Genomic DNA, 17,460 nt, shown 5'->3' with positions numbered 1-17,460 from the left:
ACGACCTCGGACCCGGGTCTCGGACACAATGTGCCGGTGCTGCTCACATTGACTGCGACCTCGGCGCCCGGGTTTCCGGTGGCCTCGGACCTCGGCTTCCTGCTGCACAAGCATCCGGACCGAGTGCAGTCCTTCGAGTCCTCGGTCGGTGTGGCTCACGTGTTCTACCCGGAGTCGACGGCGCAGCGGTGCTCGGTCGCACTGCTCCTCGAGGTCGACCCGGTCGGCCTGGTGCGCAACAAGCGGTTCGGTGCGGACGGCTTCGCTCTCGCGCAGTACGTCAACGACAGGCCGTATGCCGCGTCCTCCCTGCTCGCTGTCGCGCTGGGTCGCGTGTTCGGCACGGCCATGAAGGGCCGGTGCGCGGCGCGTCCCGATCTCGAAGGGGCCCGCCTGACCCTGGAGGTGAGGGTGCCCGCGGTGCCGGCCCGCCGGGGCGGGCCCGACCTCGTCAGGCTGCTCTTCGAGCCGCTGGGGTGGGACGTCGAGGCGCGGCCGATCCCGCTCGACCGGGCCCGAGCCCAGTGGGGGCTGTCGGAGTACGTGGACCTGACCCTGCGAGGCGAGCAGGTGCTCGCCGACGCCCTCGGGCACCTGTACGTCCTGCTGCCCGTCCTCGACGGGGCGAAGCACTACTGGGTGAGCCCCGACGAGGTGGACAAGCTGGTCCGCACGGGTGGCGGTTGGCTGGGTGATCACCCGGAGCGCGATCTCATCGCTCACCGCTACCTGGCCCGCCAGAGCTCGCTGGCCCGCGAGGCCACCGAGCGTCTCGAGGAGATCGACGACCAGCCGGCCGGCGATGGTGCGCTCGTTGACCCGAGCCTCGACAGGCGAGCCGCCGACGGCTCGGACGATGGGTCAGGACTCGCCTTCGGCGGTGCCGAGGCGGACGCGCGGGCAGGTACCGTCGTCGCCGGTGTGCCGCTCGTGCGCCTTCGCCGCGAGGCGGTGCTGTCGGCGTTGCGGCGGCTCGGCGCGCGACGCGTGGTCGACCTCGGCTGTGGTGAGGGCGCCCTGCTGGCCGATCTCGTGGCCGATCCGTCCTTCTCCGATGTTCTCGGAGTCGACGTGTCGTCGCGAGCGCTCGCCAAGGCGGAGAAGCGCCTGCGGCTGGACCGACTGCCCGACAGCCAGCGGGCCAGGGTCCGGCTCCGCCTGTCGTCGGTCACCTATCGCGACCAGGAGATCGCGGGAGCCGACGCGGTCGTGCTCATGGAGGTCATCGAACACGTCGACCCGGACCGGCTGCCGGACGTCTCGAGGGCCGTCTTCGGGCACGCACGGCCCGCCCACGTCGTGCTGACGACGCCGAACGCCGACTACAACGTCCTGTTCACCGCGCTGCCCGCCGGAGACCTGCGCCACCCCGACCACCGCTTCGAGTGGTCCCGCGCCGAGCTCGCGGCGTGGGCGGGTCACGTCGGGGATGCGTTCGGGTATGCCGTCGAGCTGGGCGGCATCGGCCCAGAGCACCCGGACCACGGGTGTCCGACGCAGCTCGCGGTCTTCTCGCGGGCGGAGGTGACGGCCTCCAGCGCGCCGACGGACGCGCCCTCCGAGCCGGTCGGCAGCGCACCCCGTTCGGTTGCTGAGGGGGTGTCGACATGACGCGCCAGATCACGGTCCCGCAGCTGAGCCTCGTCGTCCTGGTCGGGGCGTCGGGCTCGGGCAAGTCCACCTTCGCGGCCCGGCACTTCGGCCGCTACGAGGTCGTATCGAGCGACGTCTGCCGCGGCATGGTCGCCGACGACGAGAACGACCAGTCAGCCTCGAAGGACGCGTTCGACGTCCTGGGCTACATCGTCGGGCGGCGGCTGGCGCGGGGGCGCCTGACCGTCGTCGACGCCACCAACGTGGCGCGCGACGCGCGCCGCCAGCTGCTCGACATCGCCAAGGAGCACGACGTGCTCCCCGTCGCGATCGTCCTGGACGTGCCCGTGGCGGTGGCCGTGGATCGGAACCGCTCGCGGCCCGACCGCGACTTCGGCGCCCGCGTGGTCCAGCGGCACCACGACCAGCTCCGCCGTTCGCTGCGCGGGCTGGAGCGCGAGGGTTTTCGCAAGGTGCACGTCCTGCGCGGTGTGGAGGACGTCGAGGTGGTCAGGGAGCGGCTCCTCAACGACCTCCGTCACGAGCACGGCCCGTTCGACGTCATCGGCGACGTGCACGGCTGCCTCGGTGAGCTGGTGCGGCTCCTCGAAGAGCTCGGGTACGCCGTTGCGCGAGACGGCCAAGGCCGGCCGGTCGACGCGGAGCACCCGCAGGGCCGACAGGTCGTGTTCGTGGGCGACCTGGTCGACCGCGGACCGGACACACCCGGTGTGCTGCGCCTCGCGATGGGGATGCATGCAGCCGGACATGCGCTTGCCGTGCCCGGCAACCACGAGCACAAGCTCGTCAGGGCGCTGCGTGGCAACAAGGTCACCGTGAGCCACGGCCTCGAGACCACGCTGGCCCAGCTCGCCGTCGAGTCGGAGGAGTTCCGGACCGAGGTCGAGAAGTGGTGTTACGACCTCGTCTCGCACCTCGTCCTCGACGACGGACGCCTCGTCGTGGCTCACGCCGGGCTGAAGGAGGCCTACCACGGCCGAACCTCCGGCCGGGTGCGCTCGTTCGCGCTCTACGGCGACACGACCGGGGAGACCGACGAGTTCGGCCTGCCCGTGCGGTACCCGTGGGCCCAGGACTACCGCGGCGCCGCGATGGTTCTCTACGGGCACACGCCGACACCCGACCCCGAGTGGGTCAACAACACGATGTGCCTGGATACCGGCTGCGTCTTCGGTGGTCATCTGACCGCGCTCCGCTACCCCGAGCGCGAGGTCGTCCAGGTCGCCGCCGAGCGGGTGTGGTACGAGCCGGTGAAGCCGTTTTCCGTCGCGGGGGCGGCGGACCCTGCGGCTGGCGGCGGGCTCACCCGCGCTGACGACGACCTGCACCTGTCCGATGTCCTTGGACGACGGGTCGTCGAGACCGCGCACCATGGCCGCATCAGCGTTCGCGGCGACCACGCCGCGGGCGCCCTCGAGGTCATGAGCCGGTTCGCGATGCACCCCCGGTGGCTGCCCTATCTGCCGCCGACGATGGCTCCCGTCGCGACCTCCACCGAGCCGGGGCTGCTCGAGCACCCGAGCGAGGCCTTCGCGGCATACATCGCGGCGGGCGTGGACCGTGTCGTCTGCGAGGAGAAGCACATGGGCTCGCGTGCCGTCCTCGTGCTGACGCGCGACACCGCGATGGCGGCAAGCCGTTTCGGGGCGGGGCCGGGGGAGACCGGCGCCGTGTACTCACGTACCGGCCGTGCGCTGTTCGACCGGCCGACCACCGAGGTGCTGCTGTCCCGCATGGGGCGGGCGATGGACGCGGCAGGCGTCTGGGACGAGCTCGGCACGCCCTGGGTCGTGATCGACGCCGAGGTGCTGCCGTGGTCGCTCAAGGCCGGTGCGCTGCTCCGGCAGCAGTATGCCGCTGTCGGCGCGGCTGCCGGATCGTCGCTGCCCGTCGCACTCGAGGCTCTGGGTGGTGCCGCCCGCCGCGGCCTACAGGTCGTGGAGCTGCTCGACCGTACCCGTCGACGTGAGGACGACGTGCGGCGATACGTCGAGGCGTACGGTCGCTATGTCTGGCCGACCCAGGGCCTCGAGGGCGTCTCGTTCGCCCCGTTCCAGATCCTCGCCTGGGAGGGCGGAGTCGGTGTCGAGCACGACCACATCTGGCATCTGGACCTGGCCGACCGGCTCGTGGCAGCAGATCCTGACCTCTGGCGCTCGACTCGTCGGGTGGTCGTCGACCTCGCCGACGAAGGCTCCCGCACCGACGGGACCCGTTGGTGGCAGGACCTGACCGACGCCGGCGGGGAGGGCATGGTCGTCAAGCCGCTCGCGAACCTCGTCCGCACCGCCAAGGGCCTGGCCCAGCCCGGGCTCAAGGTCCGCGGCCGCGAGTACCTGCGCATCATCTACGGCCCCGAGTACACCGAACCGGGCAACCTGGAGCGCCTCCGTGAGCGCAACCTCGGGCTGAAACGGTCGCTCGCCCTACGGGAGTACGCGCTCGGTCTCGAGTCGCTCGACCGGTTCGTGCGTGGCGAGCCCCTGTGGCGCGTCCATGAGGCCGTCTTCGCGGTGCTCGCGATGGAGTCGGAGCCCGCCGACCCACGGCTGTAGGCAGGCCGGTGGGCATACTCCGTCGGTGCGGTCAGGCGGCCGCGCGCCCGCCAGGTCCGGCGCGGCGGACCACCGTATCGTCGGCGATCATCAGGTCGCCGTCGAGGACGACCCGGTCCCAGATGCGCGCGCGTGCGCCCACCTTGGTCCGGGGCCCGATCTTCGCACCACGCCCGACCACCGCTTCCGGCCCGATGTGGGCACAGGTGCCGATCACGGCGTGCTCGTGCACGACGGCGTCGCGGTCGACCCACGCACCGCTGCCGACTCGCACTCCGGCGCCGATGTGGGCGCCGCCGTCGACGTATGCCGACTTGTCGACGAATGCCGTGGGGTCGACGGAGGCCGACCGTTCGACGAGCCCGTCGCCGTTCTCGTGGTGGAAGTACCGCAGGACACTCCCGTTGTCTTCCTCGATCTCCACGTACTTCTTCCGCTTCTGCATGACGTTCCACCTTCTCTCCGCATTGAAGGCGCACGGCCAAGACGCGGCCGCGCGCACTCACTACAACGTTCGAGTGAACTTGAGGATTCCGCAGGTCCCACCTGGTTCCCGCTGGCCAGCCGGGTCACCGGGTGAGGCTGACCTCGCGAAGCTGCTCCTTGGCCTGCTCCAGCATGTCGGCGAACGAGCCGTGACGCCGGGCGGCCGAGCTCGCCTGGGCCTCGAATGCGCGCACGATGGTCGCCGCGTCGTCATCGCCCAGACCCGCGGCAAGGCGCGGGAGCTCCTGCTCCTCCTCGGCCGACGCATGCCTGGCGATCGACTCCTCGATGAGCCCGAACTGGGTGCGGAAGACCTCGGACTGTGGCCCCAGCTCCTCGAGCCGCTTGATCTGCTCGCCCACGCTGGTCTCCTCGGTCATCCTGGCCTGCCCGACCGGTCCGTTGTCGTCGAACCCGGCCCGCGGGTGGAGCAGCTCCTCCTCCACGGCCTCGTGACCGGCGAGATACGCCAACAAGCTCTGGAGCGCAGCTCCGCGTTCATCGGTCGGGGCCAGACCCACGGCACGAACCAGCTGGGTGATCTGGGCGTGCTGGGCCGTCACGACAGCGACGACGTCCGTCGCCGTCGCGTGCGGCGACGGTGACGAGGCAGTGCGACGTGCCGCTCCGACATCGTGCTGACGGGATCCTCCCGGCTCGGGGTAGTCCTCGAATGCCGGATGACGGCTAGACACCTTTCGCACGCTGGCCATGTGCCCGCCGAGATAGCTGGCGACTCCGGTCAGGCCGACACCAGCAAACCCGAGGGCTGCCCCGAAGCCCGTCCGGCCACGGCGTCTGGCGGCCCATGAGCAGCCCATCAGGGCCAACGCTGCCACGTTGAGGCCAGCATGCACGACGCCGACCCGTTGGACGGGCCGGTCTGCGCCATGCCATTCCGTCCACCCAGAGGCGGCCGTGGGCAGTGCCGCCAGTAGCCCCAACCCCACCAACCGCCGCGACGCCGTGCGTGATGCCGAACCGCCTACCAGGTCGAGCACCGAGGCCGATGTCCAGAATCCGAGAGGGATGTCGGTCAGCGGCGGATGCAGCGCGTGCCCCATCCACTCGCCGCTCAGGGTCCGTGCGAGTGCACTCTGACCCAGAGGAGCAGTGATGCGGCCAGCGAGCGTGATGGTGCTGTCCAGTCCCTCTCCCTGCTCGAGCGAGACGGCGGCCCGCGCGGGCAGCGGCAGCGGGCCGGCTTCCTGGAGGCGAGTGCTTGTCGCGTTCATGAGGGCCCCATACCCCCCGTCGCAGAATTCCCTCAGTGCGGCGGTCATCGCCGCCCTGCCGTCGGGGCCTGGGCGTCCGACGTGCTGCGTTGGCGAACCCGAGATTGCCGGCATCGAAGGCGAAGACCGTGAGGTCTCCTGAGACCCCGCCGCGCGCGGTGGCCGTGGCCCAGAAGGGCTCCAGCACGAGGTATGCCGTGAACGCCACGATCGCCGCATGTGAGGGGCTGGCCCGACCAGGACACCGAGCAATTCCCGCAACCATCGCGCGGCCGGCCCTAGCATCAGGCACATGGGCGCATCCGACGTCCTCGCACCCGCGCCACGGCCCGAGTCGCATGGAGCGCTCCAGCGCCTGCTCGAGCGGCTCTCGACCATCGGCGCTCGCGAGGGGCGCACCGATGACGAAGGCCTGCGCCAGGGCACGCTGATCCTCGCCTCGGTGCTCATCGCGCTGCTGTCATTCGTGTGGGTCGGCACGTACCTGGCGTTCGGGTACCCGCAGTCCGCCGCGATCCCGGCCGCGTACCAGCTGATCACCCTGGTGGGGCTGCTCGTCCTGTCGCGGACGGGCAACTTCGCGGTCTTCAGGACCACCCAGTTCGTCACCTTCCTCGTGCTCCCTGCGCTCCTGCAGGCATCGCTCGGCGGGTTCGTCGCCTCCAGCGGGATCGTGCTGTGGTCGCTCGTCGTCCCCTTGGCAGCGCTCGCGCTGGTCGGCCTGCGGCGCTCGCTGCTCTCCCTTGCGGCCTTCTTCGTCGTGGTCCTGGCCCTTGCACTGCTCGACCCGTACCTGTCGCAGCACGCCGCACGACTGCCGACCGGCGTGATCATCGCGTTCTTCGTGCTCAACGTCATCGGCGTCACGGTGAGCGCCTACATGATGCTGGGCTACTTCGTGGAGGAGCGCGAGAAGGCGCTGGCCGCGCTCCAGGTCGAGCAGGCGCGGTCCGAGCGGCTGCTGCTCAACGTCCTGCCGGAGCCGATCGCCCGCCGGCTCAAGACGAGCGACGGGGTCATCGCCGAGCACTACGACTCTGTCAGCGTGCTCTTCGCCGATCTCGTCGGCTTCACCGAGCAGTCCCAGGTCATGGCGCCCGGCGAGCTCGTCGAGCTGCTCGACCGCATCTTCTCCGCCTTCGACCGGCACGCCGACGCCGAGGGCATCGAGAAGATCAAGACGATCGGCGACTCCTACATGGTCGCCGGCGGGCTGCCTGAGCCGAGGCCGGACCATCTCGCGGCCGTCGCCCGGACGGCGCTGGCGATGCGGCACGAGATCGCCGACATCGCGAGCGAGCCGGGCTGTGAGTGGCTCGCGGTGCGGATCGGCATCGACACAGGGCCGGCAGTGGCGGGCGTCATCGGGCGGCGCAAGTTCATCTACGACCTGTGGGGCGACACCGTCAACACGGCGAGCCGGATGGAGTCCCATGGTGTGCCAGGGCAGATCCAGGTGACCGAGCGGGTAGCGGCTGCGCTCGATGACTCCTTCGCGGTCCGTCCCCGCGGGACGATCGAGGTCAAGGGCAAGGGCCCCATGACGACGTTCCTGCTCGACGGCTGAGACAGCGGGCGTCCGCTGACCGGGCCGATGGGGCCGCCTCGGCGACGCGGCATACGGTGGTGGTCATGAACTTCCGATACCTCGGCAACAGTGGACTCAAGATCTCCGAGATCACGTACGGCAACTGGCTGACCCACGGCTCGCAGGTGGAGAACGACGTTGCGGCCCAGTGCGTCCGTGCGGCCCTCGACGCCGGCATCAGCACGTTCGACACGGCTGACGTCTACGCGAACACTGCCGCGGAGACCGTCCTCGGCGAGGCCCTCAAGGGCGAGCGCCGCGAGGGGCTGGAGATCTTCACGAAGGTCTACTGGCCCACCGGACCCGGCGGCAAGAACGACACGGGCCTGTCGCGCAAGCACATCATGGAGTCGATCAACGGCTCGCTCCAGCGCCTCCAGACCGACTACGTCGACCTCTACCAGGCGCACCGCTACGACACCGAGACCCCGCTCGAGGAGACGATGCAGGCGTTCGCCGACATCGTCCGCCAAGGCAAGGCGCTCTACATCGGCGTGAGCGAATGGACGGCCGACCAGATCCGCGACGGCCACAAGCTCGCGAAAGACCTTGGCTTCCAGCTGATCTCGAGCCAGCCGCAGTACTCCATGCTGTGGCGGGTCATCGAGGGCGAGGTCGTCCCCACCTGTGAGGAGCTCGGCATCAGCCAGATCGTGTGGAGCCCGGTCGCGCAGGGCGTGCTCACGGGCAAGTACCTCCCGGGCCAGCCGCTGCCCGAGGGCTCGCGCGCGACCGACGAGAAGGGCGGCGCCAGCTTCATCAGCCGGTTCCTCAACGACGACGTGCTCACGCGCGTGCAGGCGCTCAAGCCGGTCGCCGACGAGGCCGGCCTGACGATGGCGCAGCTCGCGGTCGCCTGGGTCCTGCAGAACGACAACGTGGCCGCGGCCCTGGTCGGGGCCTCGCGCCCGGAGCAGGTCGCCGAGAACGTCAAGGCTGCGGGCGTGAAGCTGGAGGCGGAGCTCATGGCAACGATCGACGAGGTCCTCGGCGACATCGTGGTGCGCGACCCCGGCAAGACCGCCGAGACCGCACCCAAGACGCGTGTCGCCTGACGGCGTGGGTGCACCGGGTGGCGGCTGGAGCTGCCGTCACCCGGTCCCCTCACCCGGTTGCGCTTTTCAGGTCTTCGGGGCTCAGGCCCCTTCCTGCACCTGGTAGATGCGGTCGGCGACGAGGCCGTGCGCCTCGCGGTGCACGGTGTTCGCAGCCTCTGCATCCGGTGCCTCGACGAGGCAGAAGATCTGCCCCTGGTCCTCGTCGACCCAGTAGCGCAGGTAGTTGACGTCGTGTGAGCCCTGGGTCGCCAGGTCGGCCTGGTGCGCCTTGGCGACGTCGTTCATCGTGACCCCGTCGCCCAGCGAGTGGACGTCCATGAACAGTGGCATTTCTGGTCCTTCCGTGAAGTCGTTGACGGGTAAAGCGTCCGTCGCCGGCAGCACGTCGTCATGGGTGGCCGCTACCCATTCGTCGTCGCCAGGCCACCCATCTCGACCAGCTCGCGCCGGCTGCGGGCGCCGAGCTTGGCCAGGATCGAGGCCACATGGTGCTCGGCGGTGCGGCGGGAGATGACCAACCGCTCGGCGATGCCTGCGTCCGACAGACCACGGCGGACCAGGTCGAGCACCTCCGCCTCCCGGGCCGTGAGGCCGTTCGGGTGATCGCGCGTTGTCGGGCGTGGCAACCTGGGGGCCGGCCAGCCCCGGGCGCGCAGCTGCGCCCGGGCGCGCGCCGCGGCTGCATGAGCGCCGATGCCCTCGAAGACCGCCACCGCTTCCGTGAGCGACTCTCGGTCGTCGCTGCGCGCGAGGGCGAGGCCCTGGTCGAAGGGGGAGTCGAGTGCAGCCCACAGCGTCGCGGCCTCGCGCCACCGCCCGGCGAGCTCGGCGGCATACGGCGGCGCGATGTGGTCCACCTCCGCGCTGTCCGCGGGCCCCAGCCACCGAGCGATCATGCCGCGGTTCCATGGGCAGTCTGACACCTGCGCGATCGGCCACGCCTCGGCTGCATGTCTCGCTGGCGAGTCGAGATCGCCTGCAAGCCAATCGATCTCGCAGCGGGCTGCGACGACCGGGGCAACACGCTGTACCTCGCGCATCCCCTCGGCGAGGGCTGCGGCCCGATCCAGGAAGGCCTCGGAGCCGGGCTCTCCTGCCCGTGCGCGGGTCTGCGCCTGCGTGACAAGTGGCTCGACCGCCCCAACCGAGGCGACGTCGGCGTGCTGGAGCACCGTCTCGGCCGCCATGGTCGCCTCCGCATGCTCGCCTCGGTCGAGGTGGAACCGTGACCGCCATCCATGCAGGTATAGCGTCCAAGAGTCGAGGTCGCGATCGGTGCAGTAGTCGATGCCCTCGTCGAGGTAGTGCCGTGCGTCGGCGTTCCGGTGCTGGAGGACGGCACTCGACGCGAGGTTGCAGTAGGCACGGGCGGCATGCTCGTGCAGGTCGGTTGCCCGTGCCTGGGCCAGGCTCTGGGTCAGCAGGTCCGTGCCCGCCACGTAGTCGCCCGCGCTGATCTCCATGGTGCCGAGGTTGTTCAGCGCGTGGACGCGCACCTCCGTCCTGCCTGGGCTGTCGGGCAGCCGCTCGACGAGCTCGAGGGTGCGGTCCCCCCATTCGCGGGTTCCGGCCAGGTCTGCCGAGAGCATGCGCAGCTGCGTCGCGTTGCTGTAGGCGTAGGCGAGCTCGACGGTGGGGGAGCCGGGTTCCAGGACATCGATCGCGAGGCGTGACTGCTCGACGGCGGCGTCGTTGTCGCCCGCGAACCACTGGAGCCGCGACAGGCAGCGCCAGGCGTCCCCGACCCGCACGGTCTCGCCGAGCCCCTCCCAGATGGTCCGGGCCGCCTCCACCGCCTCGATGGCGCCCTCGATCGCGTCGGTCAGGTACAGCTCGTAGCCGAGGGCCCACAGCAGGTCGGCGCGCCGCGTCTCGGGGACGGCGCCGGGCGGCATACCGTCCGCGAACCGGAGGGCGCGGCGGTACTGCTCGACCGCTTCGCGGTGCGCGCCGAGTGCAGCGGCACGGGCTCCCGCCTCGGGCGCGAACTCCAGCACGGACTCGGCGTCGCCCGCGGCCTCGGCGTGGTGGGCGAGCCTGGCCGGATCCGCACTGCGCTGTCGCAACGCCTTGAGCAGCCTGCGGTGCACATGGATCCGGCGCCCCGCCGGCACCTCGTCCGCGACGGCAAGACGCCCTAGCTCGTGCCGGAAGGTGATGTCGCCATCGCTCTGGTGGAGGAGTCCCCGGCCGAGCGGCTCGTCGAGCGTCAGCAGCCCGTCGTGGAGCAGCTCGTCCAACAGGTCTGTCTCGGCCCGGGACCCTGCGAGAGCCACGACCTCGAGGGCGCGCTGGGCGGGCTCGCTCAGGCGGGCGACGCGTGCGAGCACCGCGTCACGGACCGTCGGCGGGACCACGGCGGCCCCGCCGGAAAGGACCTCGGTGACGAAGAATGCGTTCCCACCCGTCACGGCGTGCAGACGCGCTGCGTCTACGGGCGCATCGGCCGGGAACTCGTGGGCGTGCTCGAGGGTCATGGCCGCGACGGCCTTGGGGGTCAACGCGGGCAGGTCGATCCGGCGCGTGCCGTTCGCGGAGGCGGTGTCCCCGAGCACCATCCGCAGCCCGCTCCCGGTGCCGAGGTCCTCGGGCCGGTAGGTGACCACGACCAGCGTGCTGCAGCCGTGGATGCGGCGGGCCAGGTGTCGCACGAGGTCGAGCGTCGCCTCGTCCGCCCAGTGCGCGTCCTCGACGACGAGCAGATACGGCTCGCTCCCCGGTGGGGTGCGCAGCGCTTCGACCAGCCGTCCGAACACCTCGTGCCGCGAGGAGTCGCCCTGCCACACCCCGGCAGGCAGGCGCGGAAGCATCTCGACGAGAGGCCCGAGCGGGGCCGGGGTCGCCGATCCGTCACAGGTGCCGACCGCCACCCGCGCCCGGTCGGCCGCGTCGATGGCCACCTGGGCGACGAAGGTCGACTTGCCGATTCCCGCCTCACCTGACACATAGACGAGCCGTCCACGGCCCGCGGCCGCATCGTCTAGGTACCCAGCCATCGCGCGCAGCTGCTCGGCGCGCTCGTGGAGCGTCACCCGTCGATGCTACGAGCGGTCCCTGTATGCCGCCCGCGACTTCGCCCGGACGGCAACGGTCGGCGACGCCATTCCTTCACTGCGGGGCCCAGGTCCCAGCGCGTGGGCGCGCGAACCTCGGACCGCAAAACGGGACGAAGGCTGCATGTCTCCTCGGGGCTTTCGACGATGGTCTTCCTCGTGCCTGCGGTCGGGTCTACGTTCGGCAGCATGACCGCCAATGGGGACGGTCAGTCGACGGAGCGCGTCGCGCGCGACCGTCGTGGAAGTGAGGATCAATGTCCGTCTTTGCTTCTCGGGGAAGAACTCGGATGCTCGTCGCCGCGGCCGCCATCACGGCCGGAGCTCTTGCCCTCGCAGGCGTCGGCCCCACCACGGGTGCGTCGGCTGCGGACACGTCCCAGACCGGGACCGCCACCTACGTCGTCGTCTACCAGACAGGGGTATCGACGTCCGGCGCCGCCCAGGCCGTCGGCGCAGCCGGTGGCCAGGTAGTCGCCAACTACTCACAGATCGGCGTCGTCATCGCCAGGTCGTCCAACGCGAGCTTCGCGAGCACCATGCGCGCGACGACCGGCGTCGAAGGGGCCTCTGCCACAGCGAAGTTCGCCACGCGCGTCGATGACGGAAGTACCGACTCCGGCGCCGCCGACACGCCGGTCGGCAACGCGCCCGCGACCGACAACGACACGTTCTCGGGCCTTCAGTGGGACATGACACAGATCCACGTCCCCGAGGCCCACCAGATCTCCGGTGGGAGCCCGAACGTCGTCGTCGCCGACATCGACACCGGCCTCGACTTCACCCACCCCGACCTCGCGCCCAACTACGACGCGGCCGCAAGCGCCAACTGCACGAGCGGGACACCGACGGCGCTCGGTCCCACCAACGACGACAACGGCCACGGCACCCACACGGCCGGCACGATCGCCGCCGCGGCCAACGGCATCGGCATCGTCGGCGTGGCCCCCAACGTGAAGATCGCGGGCGTCAAGGCCGGCGACGCGGCCGGGTTCTTCTTCCCGGAGGCCGTCATCTGCTCGTACATGTGGGTGGCCGAGCACGGTGTGGCCCTCACGAACAACAGCTACTTCGCCGACCCGTGGCTGTTCAACTGCAAGAACGACCCCGACCAGCGCGCGATCTGGCTGGCCGAGCAGCGGGCCCTCCAGCACGCCCAGTCCAAGGGCGTCGTCTTCGTTGCCGCCGAAGGCAACCAGGCCGACGACCTTTCGCACCCCACGCAGGACGTCACGAGTCCCGACGACACGACGCCGGTGACCCGAGCTGTCACCAACGCGTGTGCGGTCATGCCGGTCGAGGTGTCGGGTGTCGTGGGCGTCTCGGCCACGGGCAACCTGGGACTCAAGTCGTTCTACTCGTCGTACGGCTCGTCCAGCGTCGATGTGGCCGCACCCGGGGGCGACTCGATCCTGCAGCGCACGGCCGCCGCACCGAATGGTCGTGTGCTGTCTGCCTGGCCGATGCAGGACATCAACAACTGCCTGCAGGCGCGACGTCTGTTCGACAGCTCCACCAACCCGCCGACGCTCTACTGCTACCAGCAGGGCACCTCGATGGCCTCGCCGCATGCCGTGGGCGTCGGAGCACTCATCGCGAGCGTCAGCGGCAAGCGGGGCGCCGCCCTCGCGGCGGCACTCCAGAACGCCGTGGACCCGATCGCGTGCCCGTCGGACACGTCGGCCTACGACTTCTTCCCGGCCGTCGACAACGGCGCGCCGCAGACCTGTCAGGGCGGCATCGGACACAACAGCTGGTACGGCGCAGGGCAGGTGAACGCCCTCACGGCCGTTGGCGGCTGACCCTCTGACGACCACTAGCGCGTATGGCGTCCGGCGGGCTCACGAGCCCACCGGACGGCATACGCCGGCTCGCTCTTGTCAGCCGTCGGCGCCTGGATCGTCGTCGACGACGTCACCGCGGTGGTACTCGTCGTCCATCTCGAGGTCGTCGATCTCGACCGGCCTCTCTGCCGGAGGCGCGGGCGGGGGCGCGTCCTGCTCGGCCTGGTCCCGGCGGTCGTCATCGATGAGGGGCACTCGAGTGTCGTCCGTCTGGTCAGTCATGCATCCAGGCCTACCCAACGTCCGGGTGCGGCACAACCCCCTGAGCCCGCCACCGAGTGCGAGCGGGATCACCCGCAGGGAATGACCTGTCGTCCGCCGGTCAGGGGCACGATGATCGTGAGGGATCGCTCCAATGGCGCCCGCACAGGAGGAGGACTCACACATGGACGGCAAGGACGGCACCCGAACGATCGTCGTCGGCTTCGACGGCTCGCCGGGCTCTGGGCAGGCTCTGGACTGGGCGGCCATGACGGCCAAGGACCTCGGTGCGAAGCTCACGATCGTCCACGCGGTCAACCTCGGGATGATCCCGGGGTTCTCGATGTTCGACGGGAACGAGTACGAGAACACCGTCGACGACGCGTCGAAGTCGGTCCTCGACGACGCTCGCGCTCGTGCGGGGCAGCATCTCGACGACGCCGCGATCTCGACGTCCAACGACATGGGCTCGCCCGCCGGGGCCCTGGTGGAGCTCTCCGCGACGGCAGACCTTGTCGTCACGGGCACGCGTGCCCGCGGTCGCCTCGCCGGCGGCCTGCTTGGCTCGACGTCGTATTCAGTTGCGGCACATGCGAAGTGCCCGGTTGTCGTGGTCCGCGCGGTGCACGGTGACGACGCTGCGCCGCCGCGGCCCGGTCCCGACCGCGCCGTCGTCGTGGGAGTCGACGACTCCGACCCCGCCAGCCGCGCGGTCGTCGCCGCCGCCGAGGTCGCCGCCGTGTCCGGGGCGCCGCTTCGGATCGCGTACGTCGCCCACGCACCCTCGATGGAGAGCTGGGCGTACGTCGAGACCTCGAAGGCCGGCAGTGACGCGACCCACCGGGTGCGCCAGCACGCCGACACCACGCTGGAGGCGGCCGCCGACCACGCCAAGGCCGCGAACCCCGACCTCGACGTGTCGACGGAGGTCCTCTACGGCGAACCGGGGCCGGTCCTGGCCGAGCTTGCGTCGACCGCGGGCCTGGTCGTCGTCGGCTCGCGCGGGCGTGGCGGCTTCGCGGGGATGCTGCTGGGCTCGACGAGCCACCGGCTCATCCACGACGCCACCTGCCCGGTCATGGTCGTGCGCTGACCGCACCACCCCGAGGGTGGCGGATGCCGTCAGGGACGCGTGTGCAGCTCGGCCGCGATCGCCTCGGCGGCAGCCTGCAGAGGCTCGACCGCGGTCTCGATCACGGCGTCGCCCATCCGCGGCAGCGGGCCGGACATCGAGATGGCCAGCCGGTCCTCGCCCGGCACGGCGACGGCGACGCAGCGCACGCCGAGCTCCTGCTCCTCGTTGTCGAGGGCGTAGCCGCGCCCGCGGGTGCGCTCGAGCTCGGCGATGAACTCATCAGGCGTGGTGATGGTGTGGGTGGTTCGTGTCGCCATGCCCGTGCGCGACAGCAGGGCCCGCACTGCGGCGTCGTCGGTCTTGGCCAGAATCGCCTTGCCGACCGCCGTCGTGTGCGGGTCGACACGACGGCCCACCTCGGTGAACATCCGCATGGAGTTCTGGGACGGCATGACCTGGCCGACGTAGACGACCTGGTCGCCGTCGAGCATCGCCAGGTTCACCGACTCGCCGAGCCGCGAGACAACCTGCGACAGGTGCGGCCGCGCCCACGTCGCGAGTCGGCGAGAGGTCGTCTCGCCGAGACGGATCAGGCGCGGGCCCAGAGAGTACTGTCGCGAGGGCTCCTGCCGGACGTAGCCGAGGTCGACGAGCGTGCGCACGAGCCGATGGATCGTCGGCAGCGGCAGCCCGGTGTCATGGGCGAGCTGGGAAAGGCTGATGACCCCACCCGCGTCGGCGATCGTCTCGAGGATCGTGAACGCCCGGTCGAGCGACTGGACCCCGCCGGCGCCCTTGGCACCGTCGGTGCCGTCGCCGGAGCGACCACCGGACGCGGCACTCGAGCGCGCACTGGACCGTGCGCTCGACTGGGCGCTCGACTGGGCGCTCGAGCCGCCACTCGACGTCGCTCTGCCGGTCGAGGTGCGTGCGGGCATCGGTCCTGCCTCTCCTGGTCGGCCTCACCGAGAAGACTCTCTCGTTTGTGAGAAGTATTTTCCGTATGATGAAATCATACTCACGCGGGGCCGTGCGCACAGCCTCGTGACGCAAGTCTTGCAGGCCGACCGGCGCCGTCGCCGACGCGACGTGCGCGTGTCCAGTCCCATCCGAGTCGCGAAGGAGCGAGCATGGCTGCCACCGGGTCCATCACCGTCCACGGCCCCACCGTCGAACGACAGGACGAGATCCTCACCCCGGAGGCGCTCGACCTCGTCGCCGACCTCCAGCTCCGGTTCGGCGCGCGCCGCGACGAGCTGCTCGCAGCCCGGGTGGCGCGGCGGGCGGCGCTCGCAGGCGGGAAGACACTCGACTTCCTGCCCGAGACGCGGGAGGTGCGTGAGGGCGACTGGAAGGTGCCGCCGCCCCCCGACGCGCTGAAGGACCGCCGGGTCGAGATCACTGGCCCGACCGACCGCAAGATGGCGATCAACGCGCTCAACTCGGGGGCGAAGGTCTGGCTGGCCGATCTCGAGGACGCCAACACCCCCCACTGGCGCAACGTCGTCGGCGGTCAGGTGAGCCTCTACGACGCCGTCCGGGGGACGATCACGTTCACCAGCGTCGACGGCAAGGAGTACGCCGTGCGCGACCCCGGCTCGACGCCGGTGATCCTCCCGCGTCCGCGGGGTTGGCACTTCAACGAGGACCACCTGCGCATCGACGGCCGTCCAGTGGTGGCGGCGTTCGTCGACTTCGGGCTCTTCATGGCGCACAACGCCCAGGTGCTCGCGCGCCAGGGGCGGGGCCCCTACTTCTACCTGCCGAAGATGGAGTCCCATCTCGAGGCGCGCCTCTGGAACGACGTCTTCACGCACGCGGAGCAGGTGCTGGGTCTGGAGTCAGGCACGGTTCGGGCCACGGTGCTCATCGAGACGATCACGGCCGCCTTCGAGATGGACGAGATCCTCTGGGAGCTGCGGGAGCACGCGGCCGGGCTCAACGCCGGCCGCTGGGACTACCTCTTCTCGATCATCAAGAACTTCCGCGACGCGGGGCCGGCCTTCACCCTGCCCGACCGCAACGACGTGACGATGAACGCGCCGATGATGAAGGCATACAGCGACCTGCTCGTGGCCACCTGCCACCGCCGTGGCGCCATGGCGATCGGAGGGATGGCGGCGTTCATTCCCAGCCGCCGTGACCCGGAGGTCAACGAGCGGGCGTTCGCCAAGGTGCGCGAGGACAAGACTCGCGAGGTGACGGCGGGCTTCGACGGCTCGTGGGTCGCTCATCCCGACCTGGTGCCGTTGTGTGCGGAGGTGTTCACCGCGACGCTGGGCGAGCGGCCCAACCAGCTCGAGCGGCAGCGTGACGACGTGTCCGTCGCCGGTGCCGACCTGCTTGCCGTGGACAAGACGCCGGGCGCGCGGACGATCGAAGGCCTGCGGGGCAACGTCGCCGTCGGGATCCAGTACGTCCACGCCTGGCTCTCGGGCAATGGCGCCGCCGGCATCAACAACCTCATGGAGGACGCCGCCACGGCCGAGATCTCCCGCTCCCAGGTCTGGCAGTGGGTCCACAACGACGTCGCGCTCGACTCGGGTGAGACGGTGACGCGTGAGCTCGTCGAGGATGTCGTGGAGCAGGAGTATGCCGGCCTGCGCGGTCGCATCGGGTGGGACGTTTTCGACGCAGATCCCTTGTGGGACAGGGCCCGTCAGCTCTTCGTCGACACAGCGCTCGCCGACAGGTTCCCCGACTTCCTCACGTTGCCGGCATACGAGGTGGTTCTCGCCGACGGCGAGTGAC

Annotated in this window: 13 protein-coding genes; 7 read left to right on the top strand and 6 right to left on the bottom strand. The window is 70.5% G+C overall.

The genetic code is table 11. From position 1 onward, the window contains the following. The first annotated feature begins 36 nt into the window (after positions 1 to 36). Entirely contained in the window at positions 37 to 1,611 is a 1,575-nt protein-coding gene (locus tag ACWEOW_RS08960; protein ID WP_452268837.1) for a 3' terminal RNA ribose 2'-O-methyltransferase Hen1, read from the top strand. After that, positions 1,608 to 4,169, top strand: coding sequence for a polynucleotide kinase-phosphatase (locus ACWEOW_RS08955; protein WP_452268836.1), 2,562 nt, complete (start codon positions 1,608 to 1,610; stop codon positions 4,167 to 4,169). The genes ACWEOW_RS08960 and ACWEOW_RS08955 overlap by 4 nt, the downstream gene beginning before the upstream one ends. 31 nt (positions 4,170 to 4,200) lie before the next feature. On the opposite strand, the gene ACWEOW_RS08950 is transcribed toward ACWEOW_RS08955, so the two are convergent. Beyond that, the gene (locus ACWEOW_RS08950) at positions 4,201 to 4,614 is read right to left on the bottom strand and encodes a transferase (protein WP_452268835.1); all 414 of its coding nucleotides are present in this window, start codon (positions 4,612 to 4,614) and stop codon (positions 4,201 to 4,203) included. Positions 4,615 to 4,738: 124 nt separating this feature from the next. After that, on the bottom strand, positions 4,739 to 5,890 hold the full coding sequence (locus tag ACWEOW_RS08945; protein WP_452268834.1) for a DUF2231 domain-containing protein: 1,152 nt from the start codon (positions 5,888 to 5,890) through the stop codon (positions 4,739 to 4,741). A 292-nt stretch (positions 5,891 to 6,182) separates the two neighbouring features. Here ACWEOW_RS08945 and ACWEOW_RS08940 point away from each other — a divergent pair, with 292 nt between their 5' ends. Continuing rightward, on the top strand, positions 6,183 to 7,457 hold the full coding sequence (locus ACWEOW_RS08940) for an adenylate/guanylate cyclase domain-containing protein (RefSeq protein ID WP_452268833.1): 1,275 nt from the start codon (positions 6,183 to 6,185) through the stop codon (positions 7,455 to 7,457). 65 nt (positions 7,458 to 7,522) lie between these two features. Beyond that, a complete protein-coding gene (locus ACWEOW_RS08935) occupies positions 7,523 to 8,533 on the top strand; it encodes an aldo/keto reductase family protein (protein ID WP_452268832.1) in 1,011 nt (336 codons plus the stop codon). 81 nt (positions 8,534 to 8,614) lie between these two features. Here the strand turns inward: ACWEOW_RS08935 and ACWEOW_RS08930 are convergent, their stop codons facing one another. Both ACWEOW_RS08930 and ACWEOW_RS08925 read right to left on the bottom strand, forming a co-directional pair. Further along, positions 8,615 to 8,866: a DUF4242 domain-containing protein gene (locus ACWEOW_RS08930; protein WP_452268831.1), complete on the bottom strand. Its 252-nt coding sequence runs from the start codon at positions 8,864 to 8,866 to the stop codon at positions 8,615 to 8,617. A 71-nt stretch (positions 8,867 to 8,937) separates the two neighbouring features. Then, positions 8,938 to 11,568 carry an ATP-binding protein gene (locus ACWEOW_RS08925; RefSeq protein WP_452268830.1) on the bottom strand — a complete coding sequence of 877 codons (2,631 nt, stop codon included), beginning with the start codon at positions 11,566 to 11,568 and terminating at the stop codon, positions 8,938 to 8,940. A gap of 311 nt (positions 11,569 to 11,879) precedes the next feature. Here ACWEOW_RS08925 and ACWEOW_RS08920 point away from each other — a divergent pair, with 311 nt between their 5' ends. Beyond that, positions 11,880 to 13,391 carry a S8 family serine peptidase gene (locus ACWEOW_RS08920; RefSeq protein ID WP_452268829.1) on the top strand — a complete coding sequence of 504 codons (1,512 nt, stop codon included), beginning with the start codon at positions 11,880 to 11,882 and terminating at the stop codon, positions 13,389 to 13,391. Positions 13,392 to 13,469: 78 nt separating this feature from the next. Here ACWEOW_RS08920 and ACWEOW_RS08915 read toward each other — a convergent pair whose 3' ends face one another. Next, entirely contained in the window at positions 13,470 to 13,655 is a 186-nt protein-coding gene (locus ACWEOW_RS08915; protein ID WP_452268828.1) for a hypothetical protein, read from the bottom strand. A gap of 133 nt (positions 13,656 to 13,788) precedes the next feature. Between ACWEOW_RS08915 and ACWEOW_RS08910 the strand changes: the two genes are divergently transcribed. Further along, positions 13,789 to 14,727, top strand: coding sequence for a universal stress protein (locus ACWEOW_RS08910; protein ID WP_452268827.1), 939 nt, complete (start codon positions 13,789 to 13,791; stop codon positions 14,725 to 14,727). A gap of 29 nt (positions 14,728 to 14,756) precedes the next feature. Here ACWEOW_RS08910 and ACWEOW_RS08905 read toward each other — a convergent pair whose 3' ends face one another. After that, positions 14,757 to 15,647, bottom strand: coding sequence for an IclR family transcriptional regulator (locus ACWEOW_RS08905; RefSeq protein WP_452268826.1), 891 nt, complete (start codon positions 15,645 to 15,647; stop codon positions 14,757 to 14,759). Positions 15,648 to 15,839: 192 nt separating this feature from the next. Here ACWEOW_RS08905 and aceB point away from each other — a divergent pair, with 192 nt between their 5' ends. Beyond that, positions 15,840 to 17,459, top strand: coding sequence for a malate synthase A (gene aceB, locus ACWEOW_RS08900; RefSeq protein WP_452268825.1), 1,620 nt, complete (start codon positions 15,840 to 15,842; stop codon positions 17,457 to 17,459). Position 17,460 lies beyond the last annotated feature (1 nt).

The organism is Monashia sp. NPDC004114, assembly GCF_053603855.1.
The sequence above is the reverse complement of the archived record's forward strand: the minus strand, read 5'-3'. Positions and strand labels throughout refer to the sequence as shown.

Excerpts from the sequence above, each read along its gene's own strand:
- ACWEOW_RS08955 (WP_452268836.1), top strand. The coding sequence starts at position 1,608 with ATGACGCGCCAGATCACGGTCCCGCAGCTGAGCCTCGTCGTCCTGGTC.
- ACWEOW_RS08920 (WP_452268829.1), top strand. The coding sequence starts at position 11,880 with ATGCTCGTCGCCGCGGCCGCCATCACGGCCGGAGCTCTTGCCCTCGCA.
- ACWEOW_RS08915 (WP_452268828.1), bottom strand. The coding sequence starts at position 13,655 with ATGACTGACCAGACGGACGACACTCGAGTGCCCCTCATCGATGACGAC.
- ACWEOW_RS08945 (WP_452268834.1), bottom strand. The coding sequence starts at position 5,890 with ATGAACGCGACAAGCACTCGCCTCCAGGAAGCCGGCCCGCTGCCGCTG.
- ACWEOW_RS08905 (WP_452268826.1), bottom strand. The coding sequence starts at position 15,647 with ATGCCCGCACGCACCTCGACCGGCAGAGCGACGTCGAGTGGCGGCTCG.
- ACWEOW_RS08910 (WP_452268827.1), top strand. The coding sequence starts at position 13,789 with ATGGCGCCCGCACAGGAGGAGGACTCACACATGGACGGCAAGGACGGC.
- ACWEOW_RS08935 (WP_452268832.1), top strand. The coding sequence starts at position 7,523 with ATGAACTTCCGATACCTCGGCAACAGTGGACTCAAGATCTCCGAGATC.
- aceB (WP_452268825.1), top strand. The coding sequence starts at position 15,840 with ATGGCTGCCACCGGGTCCATCACCGTCCACGGCCCCACCGTCGAACGA.
- ACWEOW_RS08950 (WP_452268835.1), bottom strand. The coding sequence starts at position 4,614 with ATGCAGAAGCGGAAGAAGTACGTGGAGATCGAGGAAGACAACGGGAGT.
- ACWEOW_RS08930 (WP_452268831.1), bottom strand. The coding sequence starts at position 8,866 with ATGCCACTGTTCATGGACGTCCACTCGCTGGGCGACGGGGTCACGATG.
- ACWEOW_RS08940 (WP_452268833.1), top strand. The coding sequence starts at position 6,183 with ATGGGCGCATCCGACGTCCTCGCACCCGCGCCACGGCCCGAGTCGCAT.